Annotated in this window: 19 protein-coding genes, 1 tRNA gene and 1 pseudogene; 14 read left to right on the top strand and 7 right to left on the bottom strand. The window is 66.1% G+C overall.

Going from position 1 to position 22140, the window contains the following annotated elements; all coding sequences use genetic code 11:
- The 3 genes and pseudogenes from EAW56_RS08925 to EAW56_RS08915 all read left to right on the top strand — a co-directional run.
- A pseudogene (locus tag EAW56_RS08925) lies at positions 1-206 on the top strand (glucose-6-phosphate isomerase); the annotation flags it as partial.
- 6 nt (positions 207-212) lie between these two features.
- Positions 213-1700 carry a glutamate-cysteine ligase family protein gene (locus EAW56_RS08920; protein ID WP_122086187.1) on the top strand — a complete coding sequence of 496 codons (1488 nt, stop codon included), beginning with the start codon at positions 213-215 and terminating at the stop codon, positions 1698-1700.
- 49 nt (positions 1701-1749) lie between these two features.
- Positions 1750-2382, top strand: a complete 633-nt coding sequence (locus tag EAW56_RS08915; protein ID WP_095277091.1) for a DedA family protein — start codon at positions 1750-1752, stop codon at positions 2380-2382.
- 4 nt (positions 2383-2386) lie between these two features.
- Here EAW56_RS08915 and EAW56_RS08910 read toward each other — a convergent pair whose 3' ends face one another.
- The 3 genes from EAW56_RS08910 to EAW56_RS08900 form a co-directional block, all read right to left on the bottom strand.
- Positions 2387-3196 carry a DNA-formamidopyrimidine glycosylase family protein gene (locus EAW56_RS08910; protein ID WP_122086185.1) on the bottom strand — a complete coding sequence of 270 codons (810 nt, stop codon included), beginning with the start codon at positions 3194-3196 and terminating at the stop codon, positions 2387-2389.
- 36 nt (positions 3197-3232) lie between these two features.
- A complete protein-coding gene (locus EAW56_RS08905; RefSeq protein ID WP_233125475.1) occupies positions 3233-4501 on the bottom strand; it encodes an ATP-binding protein in 1269 nt (422 codons plus the stop codon).
- Positions 4502-4585: 84 nt separating this feature from the next.
- A complete protein-coding gene (locus EAW56_RS08900) occupies positions 4586-9259 on the bottom strand; it encodes an ATP-dependent helicase (RefSeq protein WP_122086184.1) in 4674 nt (1557 codons plus the stop codon).
- A gap of 44 nt (positions 9260-9303) precedes the next feature.
- Between EAW56_RS08900 and EAW56_RS08895 the strand changes: the two genes are divergently transcribed.
- From EAW56_RS08895 to EAW56_RS08875, 5 genes are all read left to right on the top strand, one after another.
- Positions 9304-10080, top strand: coding sequence for a 3'(2'),5'-bisphosphate nucleotidase CysQ (locus EAW56_RS08895; protein WP_095535766.1), 777 nt, complete (start codon positions 9304-9306; stop codon positions 10078-10080).
- On the top strand, positions 10077-10877 hold the full coding sequence (locus tag EAW56_RS08890) for a thymidylate synthase (protein ID WP_122086182.1): 801 nt from the start codon (positions 10077-10079) through the stop codon (positions 10875-10877). Before EAW56_RS08895 ends, EAW56_RS08890 begins: the two co-directional genes overlap by 4 nt.
- A complete protein-coding gene (locus EAW56_RS08885; protein ID WP_095548523.1) occupies positions 10877-11359 on the top strand; it encodes a dihydrofolate reductase in 483 nt (160 codons plus the stop codon). The genes EAW56_RS08890 and EAW56_RS08885 overlap by 1 nt, the downstream gene beginning before the upstream one ends.
- Position 11360: 1 nt before the next feature.
- On the top strand, positions 11361-11639 hold the full coding sequence (locus EAW56_RS08880) for a mycoredoxin (protein ID WP_095277107.1): 279 nt from the start codon (positions 11361-11363) through the stop codon (positions 11637-11639).
- Positions 11640-11683: 44 nt separating this feature from the next.
- Positions 11684-11756 (top strand) — tRNA-Arg (locus tag EAW56_RS08875).
- 583 nt (positions 11757-12339) lie between these two features.
- Here the strand turns inward: EAW56_RS08875 and EAW56_RS08865 are convergent.
- Positions 12340-13704 (bottom strand): MFS transporter, encoded by a 1365-nt coding sequence (locus EAW56_RS08865; RefSeq protein ID WP_095553245.1) that lies wholly within the window; start codon positions 13702-13704, stop codon positions 12340-12342.
- Entirely contained in the window at positions 13701-14159 is a 459-nt protein-coding gene (locus EAW56_RS08860; protein WP_095537752.1) for a ThiF family adenylyltransferase, read from the bottom strand. Before EAW56_RS08860 ends, EAW56_RS08865 begins: the two co-directional genes overlap by 4 nt.
- 29 nt (positions 14160-14188) lie before the next feature.
- Here EAW56_RS08860 and EAW56_RS08855 point away from each other — a divergent pair, with 29 nt between their 5' ends.
- On the top strand, positions 14189-14950 hold the full coding sequence (locus EAW56_RS08855) for an ArsR/SmtB family transcription factor (protein WP_198949232.1): 762 nt from the start codon (positions 14189-14191) through the stop codon (positions 14948-14950).
- Between the two features lie 140 nt (positions 14951-15090).
- Here EAW56_RS08855 and EAW56_RS08850 read toward each other — a convergent pair whose 3' ends face one another.
- Complete coding sequence (locus EAW56_RS08850) at positions 15091-16755, bottom strand: hypothetical protein (RefSeq protein WP_122086181.1); 1665 nt, start codon at positions 16753-16755, stop codon at positions 15091-15093.
- Positions 16756-16970: 215 nt separating this feature from the next.
- Positions 16971-17588 (bottom strand): DUF3558 family protein, encoded by a 618-nt coding sequence (locus tag EAW56_RS08845; RefSeq protein WP_122086179.1) that lies wholly within the window; start codon positions 17586-17588, stop codon positions 16971-16973.
- A 440-nt stretch (positions 17589-18028) separates the two neighbouring features.
- On the opposite strand from EAW56_RS08845, the gene EAW56_RS08840 reads away from it, so the two are divergent.
- The 5 genes from EAW56_RS08840 to EAW56_RS08820 all read left to right on the top strand — a co-directional run bounded on the left by EAW56_RS08840 (position 18029) and on the right by EAW56_RS08820 (position 22137).
- Entirely contained in the window at positions 18029-18499 is a 471-nt protein-coding gene (locus EAW56_RS08840; protein WP_341867420.1) for an FGGY-family carbohydrate kinase, read from the top strand.
- A 33-nt stretch (positions 18500-18532) separates the two neighbouring features.
- Positions 18533-19699: a YibE/F family protein gene (locus EAW56_RS08835; protein WP_122086178.1), complete on the top strand. Its 1167-nt coding sequence runs from the start codon at positions 18533-18535 to the stop codon at positions 19697-19699.
- A gap of 19 nt (positions 19700-19718) precedes the next feature.
- A complete protein-coding gene (locus EAW56_RS08830; protein WP_122086176.1) occupies positions 19719-20534 on the top strand; it encodes a DUF1906 domain-containing protein in 816 nt (271 codons plus the stop codon).
- A gap of 66 nt (positions 20535-20600) precedes the next feature.
- Positions 20601-21302, top strand: a complete 702-nt coding sequence (gene trhA / locus EAW56_RS08825; RefSeq protein WP_122086174.1) for a PAQR family membrane homeostasis protein TrhA — start codon at positions 20601-20603, stop codon at positions 21300-21302.
- Positions 21303-21339: 37 nt separating this feature from the next.
- A complete protein-coding gene (locus tag EAW56_RS08820; protein WP_122086173.1) occupies positions 21340-22137 on the top strand; it encodes a YhfC family glutamic-type intramembrane protease in 798 nt (265 codons plus the stop codon).
- The last annotated feature ends 3 nt before the right edge of the window (positions 22138-22140 follow it).

The raw sequence follows: 22140 nt of genomic DNA, 5'->3' as shown, positions 1-22140 counted from the left end.
CCCTGGGCGCGCTCATCGCGCTCTACGAGCACATCGTGTTCACCGAGGGCGTCATCTGGGACATCAACTCCTTCGACCAGTGGGGCGTTGAGCTGGGCAAGCAGCAGGCCAACGACCTCGCAGCCGCCGTCGCGGGCAAGGAGGCACCGAACACCGGCGATGCCTCCACCGATGCACTGATTTCCTGGTACCGCAGCAAGAAGTAGGCACCCATGGGCGAGCAAATCTCCGCAGATTCCTACACCCCGCGCCAGCGCTCTGTGTACCGGAGGCGCCTGGAGGACGAGCTCGAGCTCTTCGACCGCCACCTGCAGGAGGCGGAGTTTGTCAGCCACGGCACGATCGGGCTGGAGCTGGAGCTCAACCTGGTGGACGCGGAGATGCGCCCGCACGCCAACAACCAGGCCGTGCTCGAGCGCCTCGGCGACGAGTTCCAGTCTGAAATCGGCGCCTACAACGTCGAGCTCAACCACCCGCCGCTGTCCATTGCGGGCGACGGCCTGACCAAGCTCGAGGAGGGGCTCAGCCGGCGCCTCAAAGAGGTGTCCGAGGCCGCGGAGGCCGCCGGCTCCACCGTCGCGATGATCGGCACCCTGCCCACCATGACCTCGAAGTTCCTCAAAAACCCGGCGTGGATGACGCCGGAGAACCGCTACGCGGGGCTGAACAACTCCATCATGGATACCCGCGGTGAGCTCGTCCACCTCAACCTGTGGCGCGAGGAGCGCTACCGCCACAACTTCGAGGACATCGCCACCGAATCCACCTGCACGTCCATCCAGTTGCACCTGCAGGTTTCCCCCGCGCGCTTTGCCAACGCGTGGAACGCGTCCCAGGCGATCGCGGGCGTGCAGGCCGCGCTATCCGCGAACTCCCCGCTCTTTATGGGGCACCGGGTCTGGCACGAATCGCGCATCCCCGTGTTCCAGCAGTCCATCGATACGCGCACCCAGGAGCTGATTAACCAGGGCGCGCGCCCGCGTGTCTGGTTCGGCGAGCGCTGGATCACCAGCGTCTTCGACCTCTTCGAGGAGAACGTCCGGTACTTCTCCCCGCTGCTCCCGGAGGGCCGCATGCAGGCCGGCGCCCCGTTCATGAGGGGCGACAGCCCCGGGCTGCACTACCTCAACCTGCACAACGGCACGATCTGGCGCTGGAACCGCGCCATCTACGACCCGAACACGGAGCTCTCCCACATCCGCGTGGAAAACCGCCTCCTGCCCGCAGGCCCCACTGTCAAGGACATCATCGCGGACGCCGCCTTCTACTACGGCATGGTCAAGGCGCTCAGCGAGCAGACCCGCCCCGTCTGGTCGCGCCTCAGCTTCGAGGACGCCGAGCGCAACTTCCACGAGGGCGCGCGCCACGGGCTCACCGCGCAGATGACCTGGCCGACGCTGGGCAGTATTGACGTCACGGAGCTCGTCGCAAAGCACCTGCTGCCCCTCGCCCACGAGGGTTTGGAGCTTCTCGACGTCGCACCCCACCTCGCCGACGAATACCTCGGCATCATCGAGGGCCGAGCCCGCACGCGCCAAAACGGGGCGATGTGGCAGCTCAACGCGCTCAACTCCATCGCCCCGCAGTCGCGGCCGGCCACCAAGGAGCGCGGCGACGCGCTCGCCCGCGTGCTCAGGCAATACGTAGCAAACCAGCAGTCCGGCGCGCCTGTGCACACTTGGTCCTTGGAGGTCTCGTAGGGCACAATAAGCGTTTAGCTTCGGCCCAAATGGAATACAAGGAGTAGCCGTGCAAGGAATCATCGACTGGATCATCCACCTCATGGAGATCCTCGGCGGCCCGGGCGTTGGCATCGCCATCCTGCTAGAAAACCTCTTCCCGCCAATCCCATCTGAGGTGGTCCTCCCGCTCGGCGGCTTCACCGTGGCGCAGGGCTCCCTGTCCTTCGCCTCCGTGCTCATCTGGTCCATCGTCGGCTCCGTCGTCGGCGCGTACCTCCTCTACGGCATCGGCGCCTGGCTGGGTGCCGCCCGCCTGCGCAAGATCGCGGACTGGATGTGGCTGGTCAAAGCCTCCGACGTGGATGCGTCGCTGAAATTCTTTGACAAGTACGGCAGGACCTCCGTATTCATCGGCCGCCTCATCCCGGGCATCCGTTCCCTGATCTCCATCCCCGCCGGCCTGGACCGCATGAGCCTGCTCACGTTTGGTATCTGGACCACGCTCGGCTCCGCGATCTGGAACACCATCCTGGTCTCCCTCGGCTACGCGCTCGGCGACCGGTGGGAGGAGGTCACCGGGTACGTCGATGCGTATTCCAAGGTCATCTACGTCATTCTCATCCTGATCATCGTCGGCTTCCTCGCCTTCTTCATCCGCCGCGCCATGAAGGAGCGCAAGGAAGGCGCCCCCGCCCAGTAGCGGCTCACGGCGCGGGCTGGCACCGCGGGCACCACCAGATCACGCGCTCCAGGTCACCCTCGCCCCCGAGAAACCCCTTGGTAATGAGCGTGCCGCAGCGCCTGCACGGTTTCCGGTTCCGCCCAAACACGTAGCTCGTCTCGCCCGCACGCTTGATCCCGGTGGTCACGCGCACGGGCGAGTCTTTGTTTGCCCACATCAGCCGGCGCGCAAGGGCCACATGCTTTGCGACGTCCACGTCCCCCACCTTCAACGCCGGGTGGGTCCCCGCCAGAAAGTTGATCTCGGCCCGGTACTCGTTGCCGATCCCGGCGAGGTTGCGCTGATCCAACAGCGCCCGCCCGATCTCCATGTCCGGGTCCGCCTCGATGCGGCGGATCGCCTCGGCGGCGTCGAAGTCATCGGCAAGCAGGTCCGGGCCCAAATACCCCATCTCCTGGGGGTACTCGCGGGCCGGGAAGACCCGGACGAGTCCGAGCCAAAACCCGACGAGCTCGATGTCGGGGGCGGGGGCGTCGGCAAGCGAGAGCACGACGCGGGCGGCGTGGCCGGGCTTGCGCCACCGCTGGCCCGCCCGGTGGAAGGCCCAGGTGCCCTCCATCTTCAGGTGTGTGTGCAGGATCTGCGCCGCGTGGTCGGGCGCGCCGAACTGCATAAACAGGTGCTTGCCGTAGGGCCACACGCGCTCGCAGGTCATGCCGGTGAAGTCGACCGTGGCGTAGCGGGGCACGCGCAGGCTCGTGCGCGTGACCTCCCGGCCGGTCATCCACTGCAGGCGCTTGGACAGCTGGTAGACGGAATCCCCTTCAGGCATGGTGCGATTCTAGGCCCCGGGGGCGCTAGTCGCGGGTTAGGGACGGAGTTGGTGCAGCGGGAAGGTGACAATCCCGTCGTCGAGCGGAGCTGTGATGCCTGTGCCCGTGATCACCGCGCTAAACGTTGGAGGTCCGGATTCGTGATCTATCGAGGCGATCGCCTTTTTCAGCGAGGCTACGCCTCGCTCAACCCCACTGAACCCAGTTTTCACTTCGACAGCACCCCAGCGCCCATCAGGCAGTGTGAGCACCGCATCGATCTCGTTGCCGTTTGAGTCCCGGTAGTGGTAGATGGAACCTCCCATTGCTTCGATCATGACTGCGAGGTCGTGGATCACGGCCGATTCGAAGAGAAGGCCCACTGTCTCAGGATCCGCGGTCAATGAGGCGGATGTTGCTCCGAGTGCCGCAATGGCTAGCCCGGGATCGGCCAGATGATACTTGGGCGAGACACGCAACCTCGCTTTCGAGCGGAGCCGCGGGGCCCATGCGGAGACCGCCTCCACGACAAAGATCCGCTGCAGACTGTCGAGGAGTTTCGTCACCGTCGGTAGCGAGATTCCTGGACTTACCGTATCCAAATCCTTTCGCAGTGTGGAGACGGAAACTTCCCCAGAAACGGACCTTGCGATTGCCGCAATCAGCCGCTCTGTAGCAAGTGGAGTGACGCGCAAGTCCGCCACGCGGTGCATGTCCGAACGCGCCGCCTCCGACAGGTATCCGTGTAACTGGGCCAACACGATCTGCTCATTTCCGGTCTGGAATCCCGGAAACCCCGGAGTGAGCAGATTTTGGATGACGTGGGTGTAGGAAATCTGACCAGCGTCGGGGGTGACCGGCTCCCCCTGTAGGAGTCCAGCCAGCGATACAACGGGGGCGTAATCTGCCTTCTCACACAGCGTGAGTGTGCGTTGCCGAAGCCGAAGAAATCGAGCCGCACCGGTATGTCGAGTAATGCTATCCGCAGGAACCGCTGAACCGGCTAAAATAAATTGTCCAGGTGCTGCTGCTAGGTCCACTTCTCGTCGGGCGAGATTAAACAGGTCGGGGGCAGCTTGCCACTCATCGAGGAGCCGCGGTCGAGGACCGTCTATCACCGCGGCCGGCGCGAGTTTCGCAATGTGGTTTGTCGCCGGGTCATCGATAAGCGCATACGACGCACAGTGGTGGAGCCCTGTCATCGTCTTCCCGCACCCGCGAGGTCCTTCAATAATCACTGCACCGCTCGCCTCGAGCAGAAACTCAAGCCGCTTATCGACGATTCTCGGGCGGTATCGACGGCCAGCCAGCTGTTGTGTATCCAAAACTCCCCCTGTTTTACATATTGCAGGATTTATACTTTATGTTTTGCAGACATCGTACTTGATGTTTTGCAGATTTTTGGCGCGCTAATCGTCGAAGCTGAGCCCCTCGGCGGGCCCGCGCGCCTCGTCCATCTCCCCCAGCGCCTCAGCCACGCTCCTGCCCCGCCGCTTCGGCGGCGCCGCAGCTTTCGCGCCAATCTTCACGCCCTTGTGCGTCACCCGCGCCCCGTAGTCGCGCAGGCCAAACGCTGGGCCACCATTGAGCTTCTCGACGCCCACGGGCTGCATCCGCCCGGCGCGCACCGCCTCATCCAACGCACCGATGACCAGCGGGAGCGGGTCGCCCACCCCCTCCGGGAAGCCGTCGAAGAATGTGGTCATGGTTTTGCCGCCGCGGGTGATGTGGGCGGCGAGGAGGCCGTCGATAAGCACGACGATGGCCCCTGCTGCCCTAGTGGGGCCCTGCACGGGCCACGGCAGGGCGGCGCCGTAAGGGTTGGCGGGGTCCGTGGCGGCGAGCACGTGGACGTGCGGTTCGCGGGTGCCCGACGGCCAGCCGATGACGTCGTCGGAATCGGCGTGACCACGCAGGCGGTCGATGGTGGCCGGGGTGGAAAACTGCGCCGCGCCGAGGCCCTCGATGAGGTAGCCGCGCATCGCCTTGCCGGAGGATTCGAAGCCGGACAGCGTCTTATACGCCAGAGCGAAGCCGCCGAGGATGTCCTCTGCCACGACGGAGCCGCGGGTGACCACGCCGTAACGGTCGAGCAGGCTCTCCCCCAGCGCGACGGAGCGGCGCGTGGCGTCGGTGTCCGCGCGGGGTGTCGCGGCCCAGCGCCCCACCATGTCCGGCGGCGTGGTGTTGGCGAAGGAGGTGCGCCCCGAGCGGATGCGGCTGCGCTGCGGGCGGCGCCGCGTGCGGTGCGCCGACTTGCCTTTGCCACCGGCGAGGCGGGCGCGGATGGGCGCGAAGGAGTCGGGTGAAACGCTGCCGGCCTCGACCAGGTCCCACATGGCCTCGCGCAGCTCCTTAGTGGTCGTGGTGCGCTCGGTGACCGGGCCGAGTAGGTCCGCGAACAGGTAGCCGCCGCCACCGCGGATGCGCTCCATCACCTGCGTCTGGGTGAGGCTGAGCTGCGGTTCTTCCACCTGCGGCATGAGCTGCTCGGCGTAGTCGGTGGGCAGCAGCATGATCCACGGGTCGCGCGCGCCGGCCTTGCCCGCGCCGACGATGAGGATTTCGCCGCCCGCCGTGAGCTCGTCGAGCATTACCGGCGAGTAGTCGCCCACGCGCGAGGGCAGAATGTGCGACTCCCACGCGCTGGCAGGCAGGCGTACTCCGGCTAGTTGCTCGAGCACGGTGAACACGCCGTCCGCGCCGCGGAGTGCCGGACGCACGCCGGCTGGGGCCACGTTGTGCCAGGCCGGCAAGAAACGCCCGTAGGCGGACTGCGTCACCGGCTGGGTTTGCGCGCGGGCGACTGCCAGCGAGCGCGAACGGATGATGCGCAAGACTTCGGCGGCGACGTACTCTTCCTCGTCCACGCCCTGGCGGTAGCGCCCCGGGATCACTTTGTCCTGGTCCACCAGTCGGGTCAAGGGTTCGTGGGCCGCTCCCACCGCAAGCCCAAAGGCGTCGGCCAGGTCGCGCAGGGTGAACGGGCCACGGGTGCGTACCCAGCGCCCGACCAGCTGCTGCAGCGCGTCCGGGATGGTGGCCACTTGTGCTGCCACCCCGGGCGGGATGGGGATGCCCAAGCCGTCGCGAAGCAGCGGGGCGTCGAGCGTTTGCGCGAGGTGCTCGCGCCCGCCGATGCGCACCCGCATCACCCGGCCGTGCAGGCTCTCCTCCAGCGTGGCCAGGGGGACGTCGGTGTAGTCCGCAAGCGCATCCACGGCGACTGGCCCCACCATCCGCAGTGTGTCTGCAAACTGCTCGCTGGTTTTCGCGCGCCCCAGGCGGCGGAGTTTCGCGTCGGTTTCGGCGATCACGTCGGCGTCGAGAAGCTCCCGCAGCTCCACGGTGCCCAAGAGCTTGGCCAACAGCGACGGGTCGAGCGAGAGGGCGGCGGCGCGCTTTTCGGCGAGCGGGGTGTCGCCCTCGTACATGAAGGCGCCGGTGTAGTTGAACAGCAGCGACGAGGCGAACGGGCTCGGCTGATCCGTGGTCACCTCCGCGATGCGGATGCGGCGGGTGGACAGCTCGCGCACGACTTCCTGGAGCGCGGGCAGGTCGTAGACGTCCTGGAGGCACTCGCGGACCGTCTCCAAGATGATGGGGAACGACGGGTAGTTGCGCGCGACGTCGAGCAGCTGCTCCGCGCGCTGGCGCTGCTGCCACAGTGGCGCGCGCTTGCCCGGGTTGCGGCGCGGCAGGAGCAGGGCGCGGGCGGCGCACTCGCGGAAGCGGGCCGCGAACAGGGCGGAGTTACCGACCTGCTCGGTGACGATGTCGGCGATCTCGTCGGCGTCGAATTGGAAGAGCGACCCGTCCGGCTCCTTCTCCCCCTGCGGCAGGCGCAGGACGATGCCGTCGTCGCCGGCGACCGCTTGGGCGTCCATGCCGGTCTCCTGCGCCACGCGCCAGCCAGTGGCCAGCGCCCAGGCGGCGTTCACGCCCTTGCCAAAGGGGGTGTGCAGGACCACGCGCCAATCGCCAAGTTCGTCAGTGAAGCGCTCGAGCACCAGCGTCTGCTCATCCGGCAGCACGCCCGTGGCCTCTTCCTGTTCCTGCAGGTAGGCAACGAGGTTGGAGCGCGCGAACTCGTCGAGCGCCGGGTCGATGCCCTCGCCCGAGCGCGCCTGGCGGCGGAACTCGCCGAGCGCCTTGCCCAGCTCGTATGGGCGACCCAGGCCGTCGCCGTTCCAGAACGGGAGCCGGCCAGTGTGCCCGGGCGCGGGCGTGACCTGCACCTGGTCGCGGGTGATGTTCTCGATGCGCCAGCTCGACGCGCCGAGGGTAAACACGTCGCCCACGCGGGATTCGTAGACCATCTCCTCGTCCAGCTCGCCGACGCGGCGGGGCGCTTTGTCGTCCGCGCCGAGCAAGAACACGCCGAACATGCCGCGGTCCGGGATCGTTCCCGCGTTCGTCACCGCGACGCGCTGCGCGCCCGGCCGGGCCTTTAGCGTCGTGCCTTCCAGAATGGCGCGGGGCCGAAGCTCCGCGAAGTCAGTCGACGGGTAGACCCCAGTGACCAGGTCGATCACGGAGTCGAAAACTTCGCGCGCCAGGTCCCGGTAGGGCCAGGCGCGGCGCACAGTGTCGAACCACTCGTCTACGTCAAGGTCCTCGAACGCGACCGCGGCGACCGTCTGCTGCGCGAGCACGTCCAGCGGGCTGCGCGGGGTGTGCAGCTCCTCGATCGCGCCCTCGCGCATCCGCGGCACCGTCACCGCAGTTTGCACCAGGTCGGAGCGGTGCTTGGGGTAGAAGCTGCCCTGCGAGACCGCGCCCACGGTGTGCCCGGCGCGGCCCACGCGCTGCAGCCCCGAGGCCACCGACGGCGCCGATTCGACCTGGATCACCAGGTCCACCGCGCCCATGTCGATGCCCAGCTCCAGCGACGAGGTCGAAATCACCGCCCGCAGCGCACCCTCCTTGAGCATCGTCTCGGTCTGCAGCCGCTCGTCCTTGGACACGCTGCCGTGGTGGGCGCGCGCGATGACCTGCTCCGCGTGGCCCGCCGTGTCCACCGACTTCATCAGCTGCGCGGGCGGGCGCCGGGTCTGCGGCGAGAGCGCATCCGGGTCGTGCTCCTTCGCCCACAGCTCGTTGAGCTGGCTGGTCAGCCGCTCCGCGGTGCGCCGGGAGTTGACGAAGACGATGGTCGAGCGGTGCGCCATCACCTCGTCGTACACGGCGCGCTCGATGTGTGGCCAGATGGATTTCGCGGCGCCCGGTGGTGGGGGCTCGGTGGCGTCGTCAAGCAAAAGCTTTTCGACGTCACCCTCAATCACGGCCTCCCCAATCGTGGAAGCATCCTCCGGCACCGGCAGGTCCGACATGTCCTCGACGGGGACGTGAACGTCCAGCTGCCAGCGCTTCTCCGCGGGCGGATTGATGATGGTGGTCTTGTCGCCCAGGAAGTTCGCCACCGCCTCCAGCGGGCGCACCGTGGCGGACAGGCCGATGCGCTGGAAGTTCCCCGCGAGGCGGCGCAGGCGCTCGAGCGAGAGCGTGAGGTGCACGCCGCGCTTCGTGCCGGCCAGCGCGTGGATCTCGTCCACAATTACGGTGTCGACCGTTTTCAGGATGCCCGCCGCCTTGGAGGTGAGCATGAGGTAGAGCGACTCCGGCGTGGTGATCAAGATGTCCGGCGGCTTCCGGAGCTGCCGGTTGCGCTCCGCCTGCGGGGTGTCGCCGGAGCGCACGCCGACGGAGATGTCCGGCATGTCGCGGCCCATGCGCTGGGCCACGCGGGCGATCCCGCCGAGCGGCGCGCGCAAGTTGTTCTCCACGTCCACACCCAGCGCCTTCAAGGGGGAGATGTAGAGGACGCGCACACCTCCGTGGGTGGAGGACTGCGCGCCGTCGATAGGCAATGCCTGCTGGCCCGCGCGCTCGACCAGCGAGTTCAGCGACCAGAGAAAGGCCGCGAGCGTTTTACCCGAGCCGGTGGGCGCGACCACCAGGGCGTTCTCGCCGTCGGCAATCGCTCCCCACGCCCCCTGCTGGACCGGGGTCGGTTCCGCGAAGACCTCCGAAAACCAGGTGGCCACCTGGGGGTGGAAGCGGTTGAGGATCTCCGTGCTCATGGCTGCAAGGATAATGGGCCGCCAACTGCGGTAGTGTTTGAACTATGACTGCGCAGTATTCAGACTCCCGGCTGACCAACCTGATTGCCCAAGGCACCGGCGAGATCCTCAAGGGGATCCGCGGCGTCGGCTTGCTGCGAGGGCGCGAACTCGGCGAGGCGGGCGATGACCTGGCCCAGAACTGGATCGCCCGCGTGCTGGAGCAGCACCGCCCGGGCGACGGATTCCTCTCCGAAGAAGCTGCGGATGACCAGACCCGCCTGAGCAACAAGCGTGTGTGGATCGTGGACCCGCTCGACGGCACCAAGGAGTTCGCCACCGGCCGCCAGGACTGGGCTGTGCACATCGCGCTCGTGGAAGACGGCGTGCCCACCCACGCCGCGGTCGGCCTGCCGGACCTGGGCGTGGTGTTCAAGTCCTCAGACGTGCGCCACGTCGCCGGCCCCTTTGCCAAGAAGATTGCGATCTCCCGCAACCGCCCGCCGGCCGTGGCGGAGGCAGTGGCGGACGCGCTCGGGTTTGAAACTGCGAAGGTGGGCTCCGCCGGCGCGAAAGCGATGCACGTCCTGCTTGGTGATTATGACGCCTACGTCCACGCCGGCGGGCAGTACGAGTGGGACCAGGCCGCGCCGGTAGGCGTATCCCTGGCCGCGGGCCTGCACTGCTCCCGCCTCGACGGCTCCCCGCTGCGCTTTAACAACAAGGACACCTACGTGCCAGACGTGCTCATCTGCCGCCCGGAGATCGCGGACGACATCCTCGCCGCCTGCGCGAAGTACCACGACGAGCACGGCAGCTACGAGGGGGTCGCAACGAAGTGACGGTCCCCACCCCGTACGAGGACCTGCTGCGCGAGATCTCCGAACACGGCAAGGCGAAGGGTGACCGCACCGGCACCGGCACGGTGAGCCTGTTCGGCCACCAGCTGCGCTACGACTTGGCCGACTCCTTCCCGCTGCTGACCACCAAGAAGGTCTTTTTCAAAGGTGTTGTCGGCGAGCTGCTCTGGTTCCTGCGCGGCGAGTCCAACATCGCCTGGCTCAAGGACAACGGCATCCGCATCTGGAACGAGTGGGCCGACGAGGACGGCGAGCTCGGCCCGGTCTACGGCGTGCAGTGGCGCTCCTGGCCCACCCCCGACGGGACACACGTGGACCAGATCGCGGAGGCGCTGCGCACGCTGAAAGAGAACCCGGATTCGCGCCGCAACATCGTTTCCGCCTGGAACGTCGCCGAGCTGGACAAGATGGCGCTGTTGCCCTGCCACCTGCTCTTCCAGCTTTACGTGGTGGACGGGACGCTGAGCATGCAGGTCTACCAGCGCTCGGCCGACATGTTCCTCGGCGTGCCCTTCAACATCGCCTCCTACGCGCTGCTCACGCACATGTTCGCGCAGCAGGCGGGCCTCAAGGTTGGCGAGCTCATCTGGACCGGCGGCGACTGTCACATCTACAACGACCACGTCGAGCAGGTGCGCGAGCAGCTCTCCCGCGAGCCGCGCCCGTACCCGCAGCTCAAGCTGCGCAAAGCGAAGTCGCTGTTTGACTACGACTTCGACGACATCGAGGTGGAGGGCTACGACCCGCACCCGACGATCAAGGCGCAGGTGTCCGTCTAGTGCTGGGCGCAATCTGGGCGCAATCGCTCGACGGCGTCATCGGCGACGGCACCGGCATGCCCTGGGACGTGCCGGAGGACCTGAAGTTCTTCAAAGAGGTGACGATGGGCCACCCCGTCATCATGGGCCGCAAAACGTGGGAGTCGCTGCCGTTCAAGCCGCTGCCGGGCCGCCCAAACCACGTGCTCAGCTCGCGCGAAGCGGGCGCGTGGTCGGACGGGGCGTTCGTGTCTCCCGATCTTCCCGACCTGAAGACGGACGCGTGGATCATCGGCGGTGGCCAGATCTACGAAGCCACGCTCGACGAGGTCGACGTCGTCGAGCTCACGCTTATCGACGCCCGCGTGGCCGATTCCCTCCCCCACCCGGTCTATGCACCCCGCCTCGGCGCCGAATTTGCGCTCGTGCGCGACGGCGAGTGGAATATTTCCCGAACTGGCACCCGCTTTAAGCACCAACGATTTGAAAGGACCGACTCGTAGCATGACTGCGACCCCCGAAACCAACGCTCACGTGACCGTCTTCGCCACCAGCTGGTGCCCGTTCTGCGCGAAGCTGCGCCAGAACCTGGACCGCACCGAGACGCCCTACGACGTGGTAGACGTCGAGGCCGCCGGCAACGAGGACGCGGCCGCATGGGTGGAGTCCGTCAACGACGGCAACCGCGTCGTGCCGACCGTGCTCTACTCCGACGGCACCCACGCGACGAACCCGCCCGCATCCGCCGTGCGCGAGAAGCAGGCCGAGCTCGCCGGTGCGTAGCTGATTTTCTGTGCCGCGCGCGGGTGCGGTACGCTCGCACCAATGCCCTAGTAGCTCAGTGGATAGAGCACGGCTCTCCTAAAGCCGGTGTCGGAGGTTCGATTCCTCTCTGGGGCGCTCTTGTCCTCAGTCGCGACATAGTTGACAACTCAGTCGCGACATGGTGGACAAACCGGTGCCTCGGTTTTTATTTTTCCGAGGCACCGGTTTTGTGTTTTAGGTCAGTGGGGGTTGGCCTTTTCGCCAGTATGGTTTTTGGTAGTTGCGGGAAGTGTCGATGTAGTGCTCGGCGATGATTTCGCCGGTCTCTTTTAACCCCCTCACGTTGTACAAAGCCCTAGGTGTACTGACCTCAGGGCTACAAGCCTTGCAGCGCGCCTCGGCTGCCTATGCATGAGAACGAAACTCCTGGAGCGTCCAGGAAAGACGCGCTCCGGAGCGTTCCTCGCCGAGACAGACCCGTACAGTGTCATTAGTTCGCCGGTGGTTTGCCCCAGTCAGGGCGCTTGGTTAGGTGCCACGACCCGCACGAGGGGCATTCGTAGATCCGCAGCGGCCCTGCCCGTCGCGACCATTTCAGTGCTACATGCACGGCGTCATCATAGTGCTCGTATTCGCGTTTACCAGTTTCGGAGCACAGTACGCGTTCGACTGGCGGCTTCTTCGACCTCCTCCGATGGTGCTTCATCACACAATGATTCTAAACTTCAGGTGTAACTGGCTCCTGTAGGTGACTGATGATGGTGGCAGCAACTACGAGCGCTGCGGCACCGAAGACTCCACCGGCGACCGCGACGGCTCTGCGGAAGCCTGTGAGGAACGCTCCACTGGCGACCATTTCGCCGAGGACTGCGACGCCGACGACGCTGCCGGTCTGGCGGGCGGCATTGATGACTCCTCCTGCGATGCCGACATGTTCCGGCGGGGCCGAGGCCACTGCGGCCGAGGTCGCGGCCGGCATCGCGAAGGCCATCCCGAATCCAGCCGTGAAGGTCAACACCGCGACCACCACGTAAGGGGTTTCTGCGGTGAGCAGCACGAGGCTGCTGAAGCCGATCGTGCCGACTACCAGGCCGGTGAGCATGGTGGGGAACGCGCCCCACCGGGCGACGGCACGGCCGCCCAGCGGTGACGCGACCACGGCGCTGCACGCCTGTGGTGCCAGCGCGAGGCCTGCCAGCCACGGCTCGTATCCCAGGTACTGCTGGAAGAAGAGGGAGAGCACGAAGAGTTGTCCGAAGAAGCTGAAGTTGAGCGCGAGCCCTACCATTGCGGCCACGGAGAACCGGGCACGAGTGAACAAGGCCATCGGCAGCATCGGGTCCGGGTGTCGTCGCTCTGCGATGATGAACAGGGCGAGGAAGACGCCCCCGGCGATCAGCACGGCTACCTGCCAGGGTGACCATCCGTGTTCGCCTGCGGTGATGACTGTATAGGTTACTGCCACCAGCGTGAGCACGGAGAGCACCTGTCCGGGTAGGTCCACCCGTCTCGCGCGACTGCCCGTGAGCACGGGAATTGCCCACAAGGTGAGCAGACAGCCGATCGCGACGATGGGGAGGTTGACCCAGAACACCGCCCGCCACCCGATCGCCGACACCAGCGCTCCGCCCAGGACCGGTCCGATCGCGGCGGCAACACCTCCTGCGCCGCCCCACAGCCCGATGGCGCGTGCTCGTTCCTTCGGATCGTCGTACACAGCCGACAGCAATGCCAGAGAGCCCGGCACGATCGCTGCCGCGCCCACGCCCTGGACGGCGCGACCAGCGACGAGGAACCCGCCTGTGGGAGCGAGGGCGCACACGGCCGAGAGCACAGCAAAGACCACCAGGCCAGCGAGGTAGACCCTGCGGGCCCCAAGACGGTCGCATGCGGCCCCAGCTGTGAGAAGGAACGCGGCGAACACGAGGGTGTAAGCGTCGACGACCCACTGCAGTGAGCCCACCGTCATGTCGAGGTCAGTGCCGATCTCGGCGAGGGCGACATTGACGATGGTCGTATCGAGCATGACGATGAAGAAACCAAGGAGGGTCGCGACCAGCGCCGTGCGCCGATGCGCGGTCATACGCGAGACTCCAGCGAAGCCTCGGCGGGCGGGTGGCCGAAGTAGGTGCGCTTGCTCAGGTCTTGATCCCAGGTCCGGTAGGACCGGTCCAGCAGTGTCGGCAGCACCAGATCGAACAGGCGCCAGGACGCGGCGAAGTGCATGTCCCGGATCTCGGCCTTGTTGCGGCCGATCGTGTCTCGCCCGGCGCCGTACTGGCGTTGCACGTTAGTCAGGTCGAAGTGGTCGGGATCGGCCAGTTTCAGGTTGAGTGCGCCCATGCGCACCAGGCGGGCGGCTGCGGCACCGCCGATGCCCCCGGTGCCGACGATGCCGATCACGGCATCGCGCAACCGTGCTTGGCGTTCACGCTGTTCCTCGGTGGTGTCGCCGAGCCAACCCAGGTTGCGGTCAACGCGTTCCCAGTAGAAGTCCTCATCGTAGTGCCCGCGTAGCCGTTGGCGGTCCCCGTTCATCGCGATCGCTCCCTTCGTCTCCTGATGCAATGAATCTGGTGAGTTCAGACTACGTCTGCGATTGTTCGGTCGTCACCGAACAGTTCCGGGTGCACACTGGAGGCATGGTTGCGCGCGTGTTTCCTGAAGCGGTCCCGGATATCTCGACAGTCGCGTCGGCTCTGGCTGACTCGTCGCGGGCGGCCATGTGTGCTGCGCTCATGGACGGGCGGGCCTGGACGGTTGGTGAACTGGGCAGGTACGCGGGCCTAGCCCGGTCGACGGCGAGCGAGCATGTTGACGTGCTCGTCACCCACGGTCTCGTCCACGACATTCGGCAGGGCCGGCACCGCTACATTCGCCTGGCCGGGGAAGACATCGCACGAGTGGTCGAGAGCCTTGGCGTGGTCGCCCGCTCGCCCCTGCCCACTCCTCACAGCCTCAGCGCGTCACGGGCGAATGCGAACCTACGTGAAGGCCGCACCTGTTATCAGCACCTCGCCGGTAAGCTCGGGGTGCGCCTGGCTGAACAACTGGAAGAGCGCGAGTTCATCGACTCGCACTGTCAGGTCACTAATCAAGGTCATCGCTTGTTCATACAGTGGGGTGTGCCCCCGAAGATGCTCGACACGGGCAGGTCGTGCATGGACTCCACCGAACGCCGCTTCCACCTCGCCGGCCCTCTCGGCACGGGAATCTGCAAGACTCTGCTGGATAAGGAATGGCTTTCCCGCAGGGGTCGTACCCGGGCCGTGCGTCTCACTCCCGCCGGGCGGGCAGCGCTCAACGACGCGGGGATCTCCCTCAATTAGCCGTCCCCGAGGGCTTCAGTCGTTCTTTGGCACCGGCGTGACCTTTCGGACGATCGAAAGCCGGTGCCGGAGGTTCGATTCCTCTCTGGGGCGCAAAATCCCCCGATGACCTGCATAAATAGGTCAACGGGGGTTGCTTCTTACCCGCGGACGTTGCTGCCTATCACCGTCGGCAGGACCAGCGGCGACTCCCCAAGCAGCGCCTCCAGGTTGCCGTCGCGCTCGACCGCGCTCGTCACCGCCTTCACCTTGGCGTTCGGCTTCCCTTTCTTGTCGGCGCCGCGGGACGCACCCATGGGCCCGGCAGCCATCGCGCCGCCGCGGCTCCCCGCCGCGTTACCGCCGGTGCCGCCCGCTGCGCCCTGCGCGAGACCCGGTGCTCCATTCCCGCCCGCGCCAGGCATGCCGTTGCCAGCTCCGGACAGCGGGCGACCCGCCATCCCGGCCCCTGCGCCCAGTGCGCCGCCGACGCCCGCTCCGGCCGCCCCGGCGCCAATAGCGCCCGCCGCCGACGCCGCGGAGCCCCCAACCTCGCGCGCAGCATGACGACCGCCACCGACGCGCCCTGCGCCTCGACCTCGTGCACCAGCGCCCATCGGCCCGGCGGCTGCGCCACCAGCACCCGAGCCGAATCCGCTGCCCGCGGCGATGGTTTGGCCGGGCGCGAACCCGCCGGCAACGCCAGCACCAGCGCCCGCTCCAGCACCGGCGCCTGCCGGGCCGGGCATCGCGGCACCGCCGAGGGGCGCGCCGCCGGCCGGGACTGCCCCGCCGCCGAATGCGGCGCCGGGCTGCGGGGCAATCTGCCCGAGCCCCGCGGAGGCGGCCTGCGTTGCTGCGGATCCGCCCGGTGCCTTCGCGGCCACCTGCTCGAGGACCTCCGGGTTTGGCATCCCGTACTCGGCCACGACGTGTGCTGGCGTTGCTGCGTTCCCGAGCGCGGAGAGGCCGGCGGCGGAGAAGGCGTCGCGAAGCGTGCGCGGCAACGGCGAATCCTCGAATGCGGCAGATACTGCCTCCGGCATGTCCGGCACCGCAAACCCGTTGCCCGGGATGGATCCGAGGTCAGGCAGCAGACGGTCAAAGACCGGGACCACCGGCTGCAGCGACGCGGTGAGCCGCGGCGGGAACACGCCCAGGTAGGAGCGCTCAAACGCGAGCCGCGACGGGCCCGGCAACCCCGCGTACACGGACATCGCGCCGTGTGCCATAAGCTGCTCCGCGCCCGCGACCTGCGCGAGGCCCGCCGCGTGCCCCTGCATCGCGACGGACCTAGCGACGTATTCTTGGCCGACGCGGGCGACGTCGCCAAGCTTATCGACGGCACGCGCCACAAACTCAGTATCCGCCGAATCAGCGAGCATCGCGGCGACCCCAGGCAGCTGCGCAATCACCGACTGGATCAGCGCCGCATTCTGGCCCCAAAACGCGGCCGCCGCGGTGGCCTGCGCAACCTGCGTGGTCATCAGCTGCCCATGGAGCACGGGTAACGACGCCTGCGCCCCAGCCGTCGGCCGTGGATTAGAAAAGTTCTTGGCGTTGTCATAGTGCGACATCGCCTGCGTCATCAGCCCAGACACGGCCCCCGCGCCGCCGGAGCGCTCCACCACGCCGATCGAGCCAAGAATCCCTGCGACGGAGTTGTCCGCCCGCGCCGTGTTCTCGGTGCTCACGCGGAGCACGTCGGCAATCGTCTGCAGCCACTCCCCCAGCACGCGGTTCGCCTCGGGCGCCGATGTCGACGACACCCGCGAGTGTGTCCGTCCCGCGCCGTCCAAGCCGGAGACCGGCGAGAAGGCGGCCATTCCGTTGAAGAGGCTTCCAATTCCTCCACCATCCAAGGTTTCGGTAAGCACTGCGAGAGCATCAGCAGCTTTGAAAACTGCATCTACGTCTAAGTTAATTCGATTCCCCATTGTCCCCCCACTAAATTTCTCGTTCCCCATTTTCAAGTACGTGGAGCCCCCTGCCCCACGCTCAATAAATCTACCGCAATCTCGCGATTGTTCGCTACACCCACTTAGTCTTCGTTGACGGTAAAGAATAGGCTTTCGAATTCCTCAATCGCTCGCTGGCAAGGCTCTACCTTTCGCTTCTTCAATCCGCTGACCGTAATGCCAACACCTACGCCACCGCGGACAGTATCTACTTGCGCTACACACATATAAGGGTTAGCCGCGGGATCTTGGAACGTAAAAAGGCCGTTTACGCCGGAGTCCGCAATATTAAAGATATAGCCTGGAGCGCTAGATGCATCAGCTTCGTCCGTTCGAGTCGATAAAATCATTCGGGTTAACCCAGGTTCAGGCTGATCAGTGCGGCACCCCTGGGCGAGACCATTTGCAAAATTTCCGATGCTTTGAGTTTTCGCAACCCCCGTAATCCCCGCCGCAGCAAATTCCTCTTCAGAGATCTCGGTGCAAGGATCGAAGAGGTCGTCGCCAAGCGTTTGCGGATCAAAGTCCCCGAGTTCGAGAGTCCCACTTTCGAAATGGAATGCCGGAACCTCGGTAGTCCCCGGACTTGAAGCTGCTTCAGCCTCGGCGTGCTGTTCGAGCACCGCGTTCTGGTCGCCGCACCCCGCGAGAAGCATCGCCACCAGAACCGCGCCAAGCACGATCGTCTTATACTTCCCCATCAATCCCCCATCTTGATCTGCTTTCAGGCCTCTCCATTATGGCCGACTTCTGTGACGTGCGCTACGCAAAACGGTTGCGATCGGCGTTGCGCTCTGCGGCCGCAGAGTGACATGTTCCATAAAACGGACCTACGCAAGGCCCAACTGGCAACAACCACCGCACCAGTTACAAAGACGTGGGGTTGCCCGCGGTCAAGTCCCGTGGAGTGGTGTAGCCGTCTAACTTTCGGCTCGGTTTGAAGTTCAGGGTTGGGTTAGGCGGCTAGCTGGTGTTCGTCACCATGGTTGTCTCCTGTGCGGTGCATGCGGTGTTTGGTGTGTTCGAGTGCGGATAGGGACATGGAGCGTTTTTGCTGGGTCGTCCGTACAAGCGCACAAAAGCGAGCAACAACAGCAGAATCAAGATCACACTTCGACCGCGCACAATCACCTAACCGTTAGTGCTTCCGTTCTTCACCGGCGAGCGTTCCACGGGCTGGGCCGCCACCGCGCAGGCGCAGCTCTTGGGCGTCACTGCGGCAACCACACCAGCCGACCTGTGGCGGGGTGTGTTTGAAGGCATCGCAATGTCGTATCTGCGCGTCTACGAGCAGCTCAAGGAGGCAGGCGCGCTCCCCGAGCGCGTCGTGGCCTCCGGTCGTGTCACGGCCGACCACCCGACATGGCTGTCGGTGCTCGCAGATGCGCTCGGCTGCGAGGTCGTTCCCCTGGAGATGAAGCGCGCCACTCTACGTGGCACCGTGCTCATCGCGCTGGACGTCGTCGCCCCCCGAGGTGCGGCGGGCAACCCCGCCGTTCGGGCAAGGCCACCGCAGCGTCAATGCACACCGCGAGTATTTCAGGGAGCTCCGCGACCGCTTCGAAGCGGCGCATCGCGCGCTTGTCGTGAAGTAGCTTTAAAATCAGTCTGATTGTCCCAGTACTGATCTCACAAGGGAGCTCCGTTGGCACGCCACGCAACCCAGTCCTCACCGTCTCCGCTGCGCACGGCGCGCGGCGTGCTCGCAGCGTTCCTCGCGATTGCGGGCGTCGTCACCGTAGCCGGGCTCGCACTACTGTGGCCGGGCGGCAAGCACCCGGAGGTCCTGCCCGGGTTTGAGCAGACACAGACGTCGACGGCTGAAACTGTGAAGGCCACCGTCATTGAACATTCGGTGGCTCCCTGTGGTGGCGTCGCAACGCCAAACCACCCTGAGTGCGACTTCCTACGCGTCGAGCTCGAATCCGGGGGAACCACAACCATCGAGGCTGCCCAGCAGCCGGGCACCCCAGAGCTTTCGGTCGGCGACCGCGTAGTGCTCTCAGTGCACCACAACCCTAAGACTTCGTATTCTTTCCTCGACATGGACCGCTCGGTGCCGCTCGGCCTGTGGCTCGCGCTCACGCTGCTGGTGGTGGTTGCCGTTGGGGCGTGGCGCGGCTTGCGCGCAATCTTCGGTCTGCTGTGCACCTTACTTGTCATCTTCGGCTTCCTAGTCCCCGGGCTTCTGCTCGGCTACAGCCCCGTGGGGCTTTCCCTGGTGACGGGTGCCGCGGTGCTGTTCCCTGTCATTTTTGTTGTGCACGGCAGGAATTGGAAGTCCGCGTCGGCCCTGGCCGGCACCCTGACGGCGCTGGGGCTTGCGGCGCTCGCGGCACACCTCGCCATCGACACGACGCAGCTTCGCGGGCTTGCCGACGAAAACAACCTCCTCATTCACATGTACCTCCCCCAGGTGCAAGTGCCAGGAATCATGCTCGCCGGATTCATCATCGGCGCGCTCGGCATGCTCAACGACGCCACCATTGCACAGGCCTCGACGGTGCAGGAGCTGTACGAAACTTCGCCCGATGCGCGGCCCCGCGCCGTGTTCGCCTCCGCAATGAAGGTCGGCCACGATCACATCGCCTCGATGGTCTATACCCTGGTGCTGGCATACATGGGCGCTGCCCTCCCGCTGTCGATGCTGCTCCAGGTCGCCGATCGTCCCCTCACGCAGGTGCTCACCTCCGACGTGGTGGCCACCGAGATCATGCGCTCGAGTATCGGCGCGATCGCATTAGTCCTGGCGGTGCCGATCACCACGGCGATTGCCGCATGGACGATCCGCGCTCCCCAACCCACACCGTAATGTTGCTAGAGTCACGGTTGTGACTACTTTCAATCGACGCCGCCTCCTTCAAACCACCGCACTCGCAGTCGCGGGCGCAACCCTTGGCTCCACCGTGCAAGCCCACGCACAGTCCCGCATCCTCGGCACCGTGATCGACTACTCAGCGGGCGTCCCGTCCGGCGCAGCCGTCAAGGCCGCCGGGCACATGGGCGCGGTCCGGTACGTCTCCCAGCCCCGCCCCGGCGCGGAATGGATGAAGGGTAAGCCGGTCACGATCGGCGAGACCCAGGACTTCGCCGCCAACGGGCTGGCTACCGCGTCGGTGTACCAGTTCGGGCGGGCGGAGAATGCGGATTGGAAGGAGGGGGCGGCTGGCGTCGCTAAGCATGCCCCGCAGGCCATCCGCCTCCACCAGGCTGCGGGCGGCCCGAACGGGCGGCCGGTCTACATCGCGATTGATGACAACCCCACTCGCGACCAGTACGTCAACCAGATCCGCCCCTACCTGCAGGCATTCCAGCTCGCACTGAAGGCGGCCGGGCTGCTCACCGGTGTGTACGGCAACTACAACGTGATCCAGTGGTGCGTCGAAGACCGCATCGGCTCGTTCTTCTGGCAGCACGACTGGGGCTCCAACGGTCGACTCCACCCCAGCGCCAACATCCACCAGAAGGCTGGGTTCGTCGGCACGGTGGGCGGCGTGCAAGTGGACATCAACAACGTGTACGCCTCCGACTGGGGCCAGTGGACCCCGGGGCGCGCAAACCCGCTGCCCATCCCGGACATCAACGCGCTGGTCCAGGGGTCGAGCCAGCTCTCGTCGCAGGTGGATTGGCGGCGTTTCCTGCCGTAGGCGGGGGCGTCGATAGGCGAAACCGCGCTAGGGTGAGTCCCAGGTACACCGAGACTCGGGAGAATCATGACAGCGTTGCGCGAAGGACAGATTCAGCGTTCCTACATCGTGGCTGACCGCGGGGAGCGGCCCATCATCCGCGGGTGGTTCCACCTCGTTGCGGCGGCGCTGTCCGCGCTGTCGTCGGCGGTGCTCATCACGTTTGCGTGGATGACGCTGCACTGGCATGAAGCGCTCGGCGTCACCCTCTACGGCGCGGGCGTCGTGCTCCTCTTCGGCGTCTCCTCCGCGTACCACCTGGTGCCCTGGCGGACCTCGGAGGCCGTGCAGTGGTGGCGGCGGGCGGATCACGCGACGATCTCCATCTTCATCGCCGCGACGTACACGCCGCTGTGCCTCATCGTCTTCGCGCCGAAGACCGCAGCAATCATGCTCACCGTGGCGTGGCTTGGAGGCGTGGGCGGGGCAATCCTCAACCTGGTCTGGATCAACCACCCGCGTTGGCTGGACGTAGTGGTCTACGTTGGGCTCGGTTGGATCATCGTCCCGCTGATCCCCACGCTGTGGCACTCCGCGGGCCCGGCCGTCGTGTGGCTACTGCTCGCCGGCGGGATCGTCTACACCCTCGGCGCGCTCATCTACGGCTTCAAGTGGCCCGGCCGCACCGCCCGCTACTACGGCTACCACGAGCACTTCCACGCGGCGACGATCGCCGCAGCCGTCTGCCACCTCGTTGCCATCTGGATGGTCGTGGTGCAAGCCGGCTGAGCGCATTTGCAGGCCAAGGGTTGGTAGCCTCTCCCCCATGACCCCAATTGTTCTCGTGGGCCTGCAGCTCATCGGCATCGTCGCCATCGTCCTGGCCGCGTGGTTCCTCGGCAAGAAGCTCCTCGGCTACCCGTGGTCCGCGCTCGGATGGGGCGTCCTCGCGTTCCCCCTTTCACAGGTATTCCGCTTCCTGCTCATATACCCGGTCAACATGCTGTGGGGAGCTATTTTCGACGCCCACACAGCCCTCATCGCCACAACGCTGACCCTCATCGCCACCTCCGGCCTGTTCGAGGAGGCGACCCGCTGGGTGGTCATGCGCTTCTGGGCCAAGCGCACTCGCGCCTGGCGCGACGGCGTCGGCTTCGGCCTCGGCCACGGCGGGATCGAGGCACTCCTCACCATCGGGTCTGTGAGCATCAACAATATTGTCCTGCTCCTCGCCGCGGACCAGATCCTGGAGGCCGTCGAATCGCAGCAGAACCCTGAGGCCACCGAAGCGGTCAACCAACAGATCGACGCGGTTCACAGCATCACCGCCGCGCTGGCAGGCATGAGTCTCTACGAGCGCATCCTGGCCATCACCCTCCACGTCGCCATGTCGGTCCTCGTGCTGCGTGCGGTTCGCGAGCACCGCTGGGTCCTGTGGCTCGCCGCCGTAGCCATCCACATCGCGTTCAACTCGATCGCGGTCGGCATGATGCAACTCGGACCGGCGGCGATGTACTCCGCTATGACCGTCAGTACGCTCGCCCTCCTGTGGGCACTGCTCAAGGGGCCGCTGTCGCGCAAGGCCGTCGAGACGAAGCCAGCGGAACCCCCGCTGACCGCTTAAGCT

This window comes from Corynebacterium gottingense, assembly GCF_003693265.1.
Classification (GTDB): Bacteria; Actinomycetota; Actinomycetes; order Mycobacteriales; family Mycobacteriaceae; genus Corynebacterium; species Corynebacterium gottingense.
The sequence above is the reverse complement of the archived record's forward strand: the minus strand, read 5'-3'. Positions and strand labels throughout refer to the sequence as shown.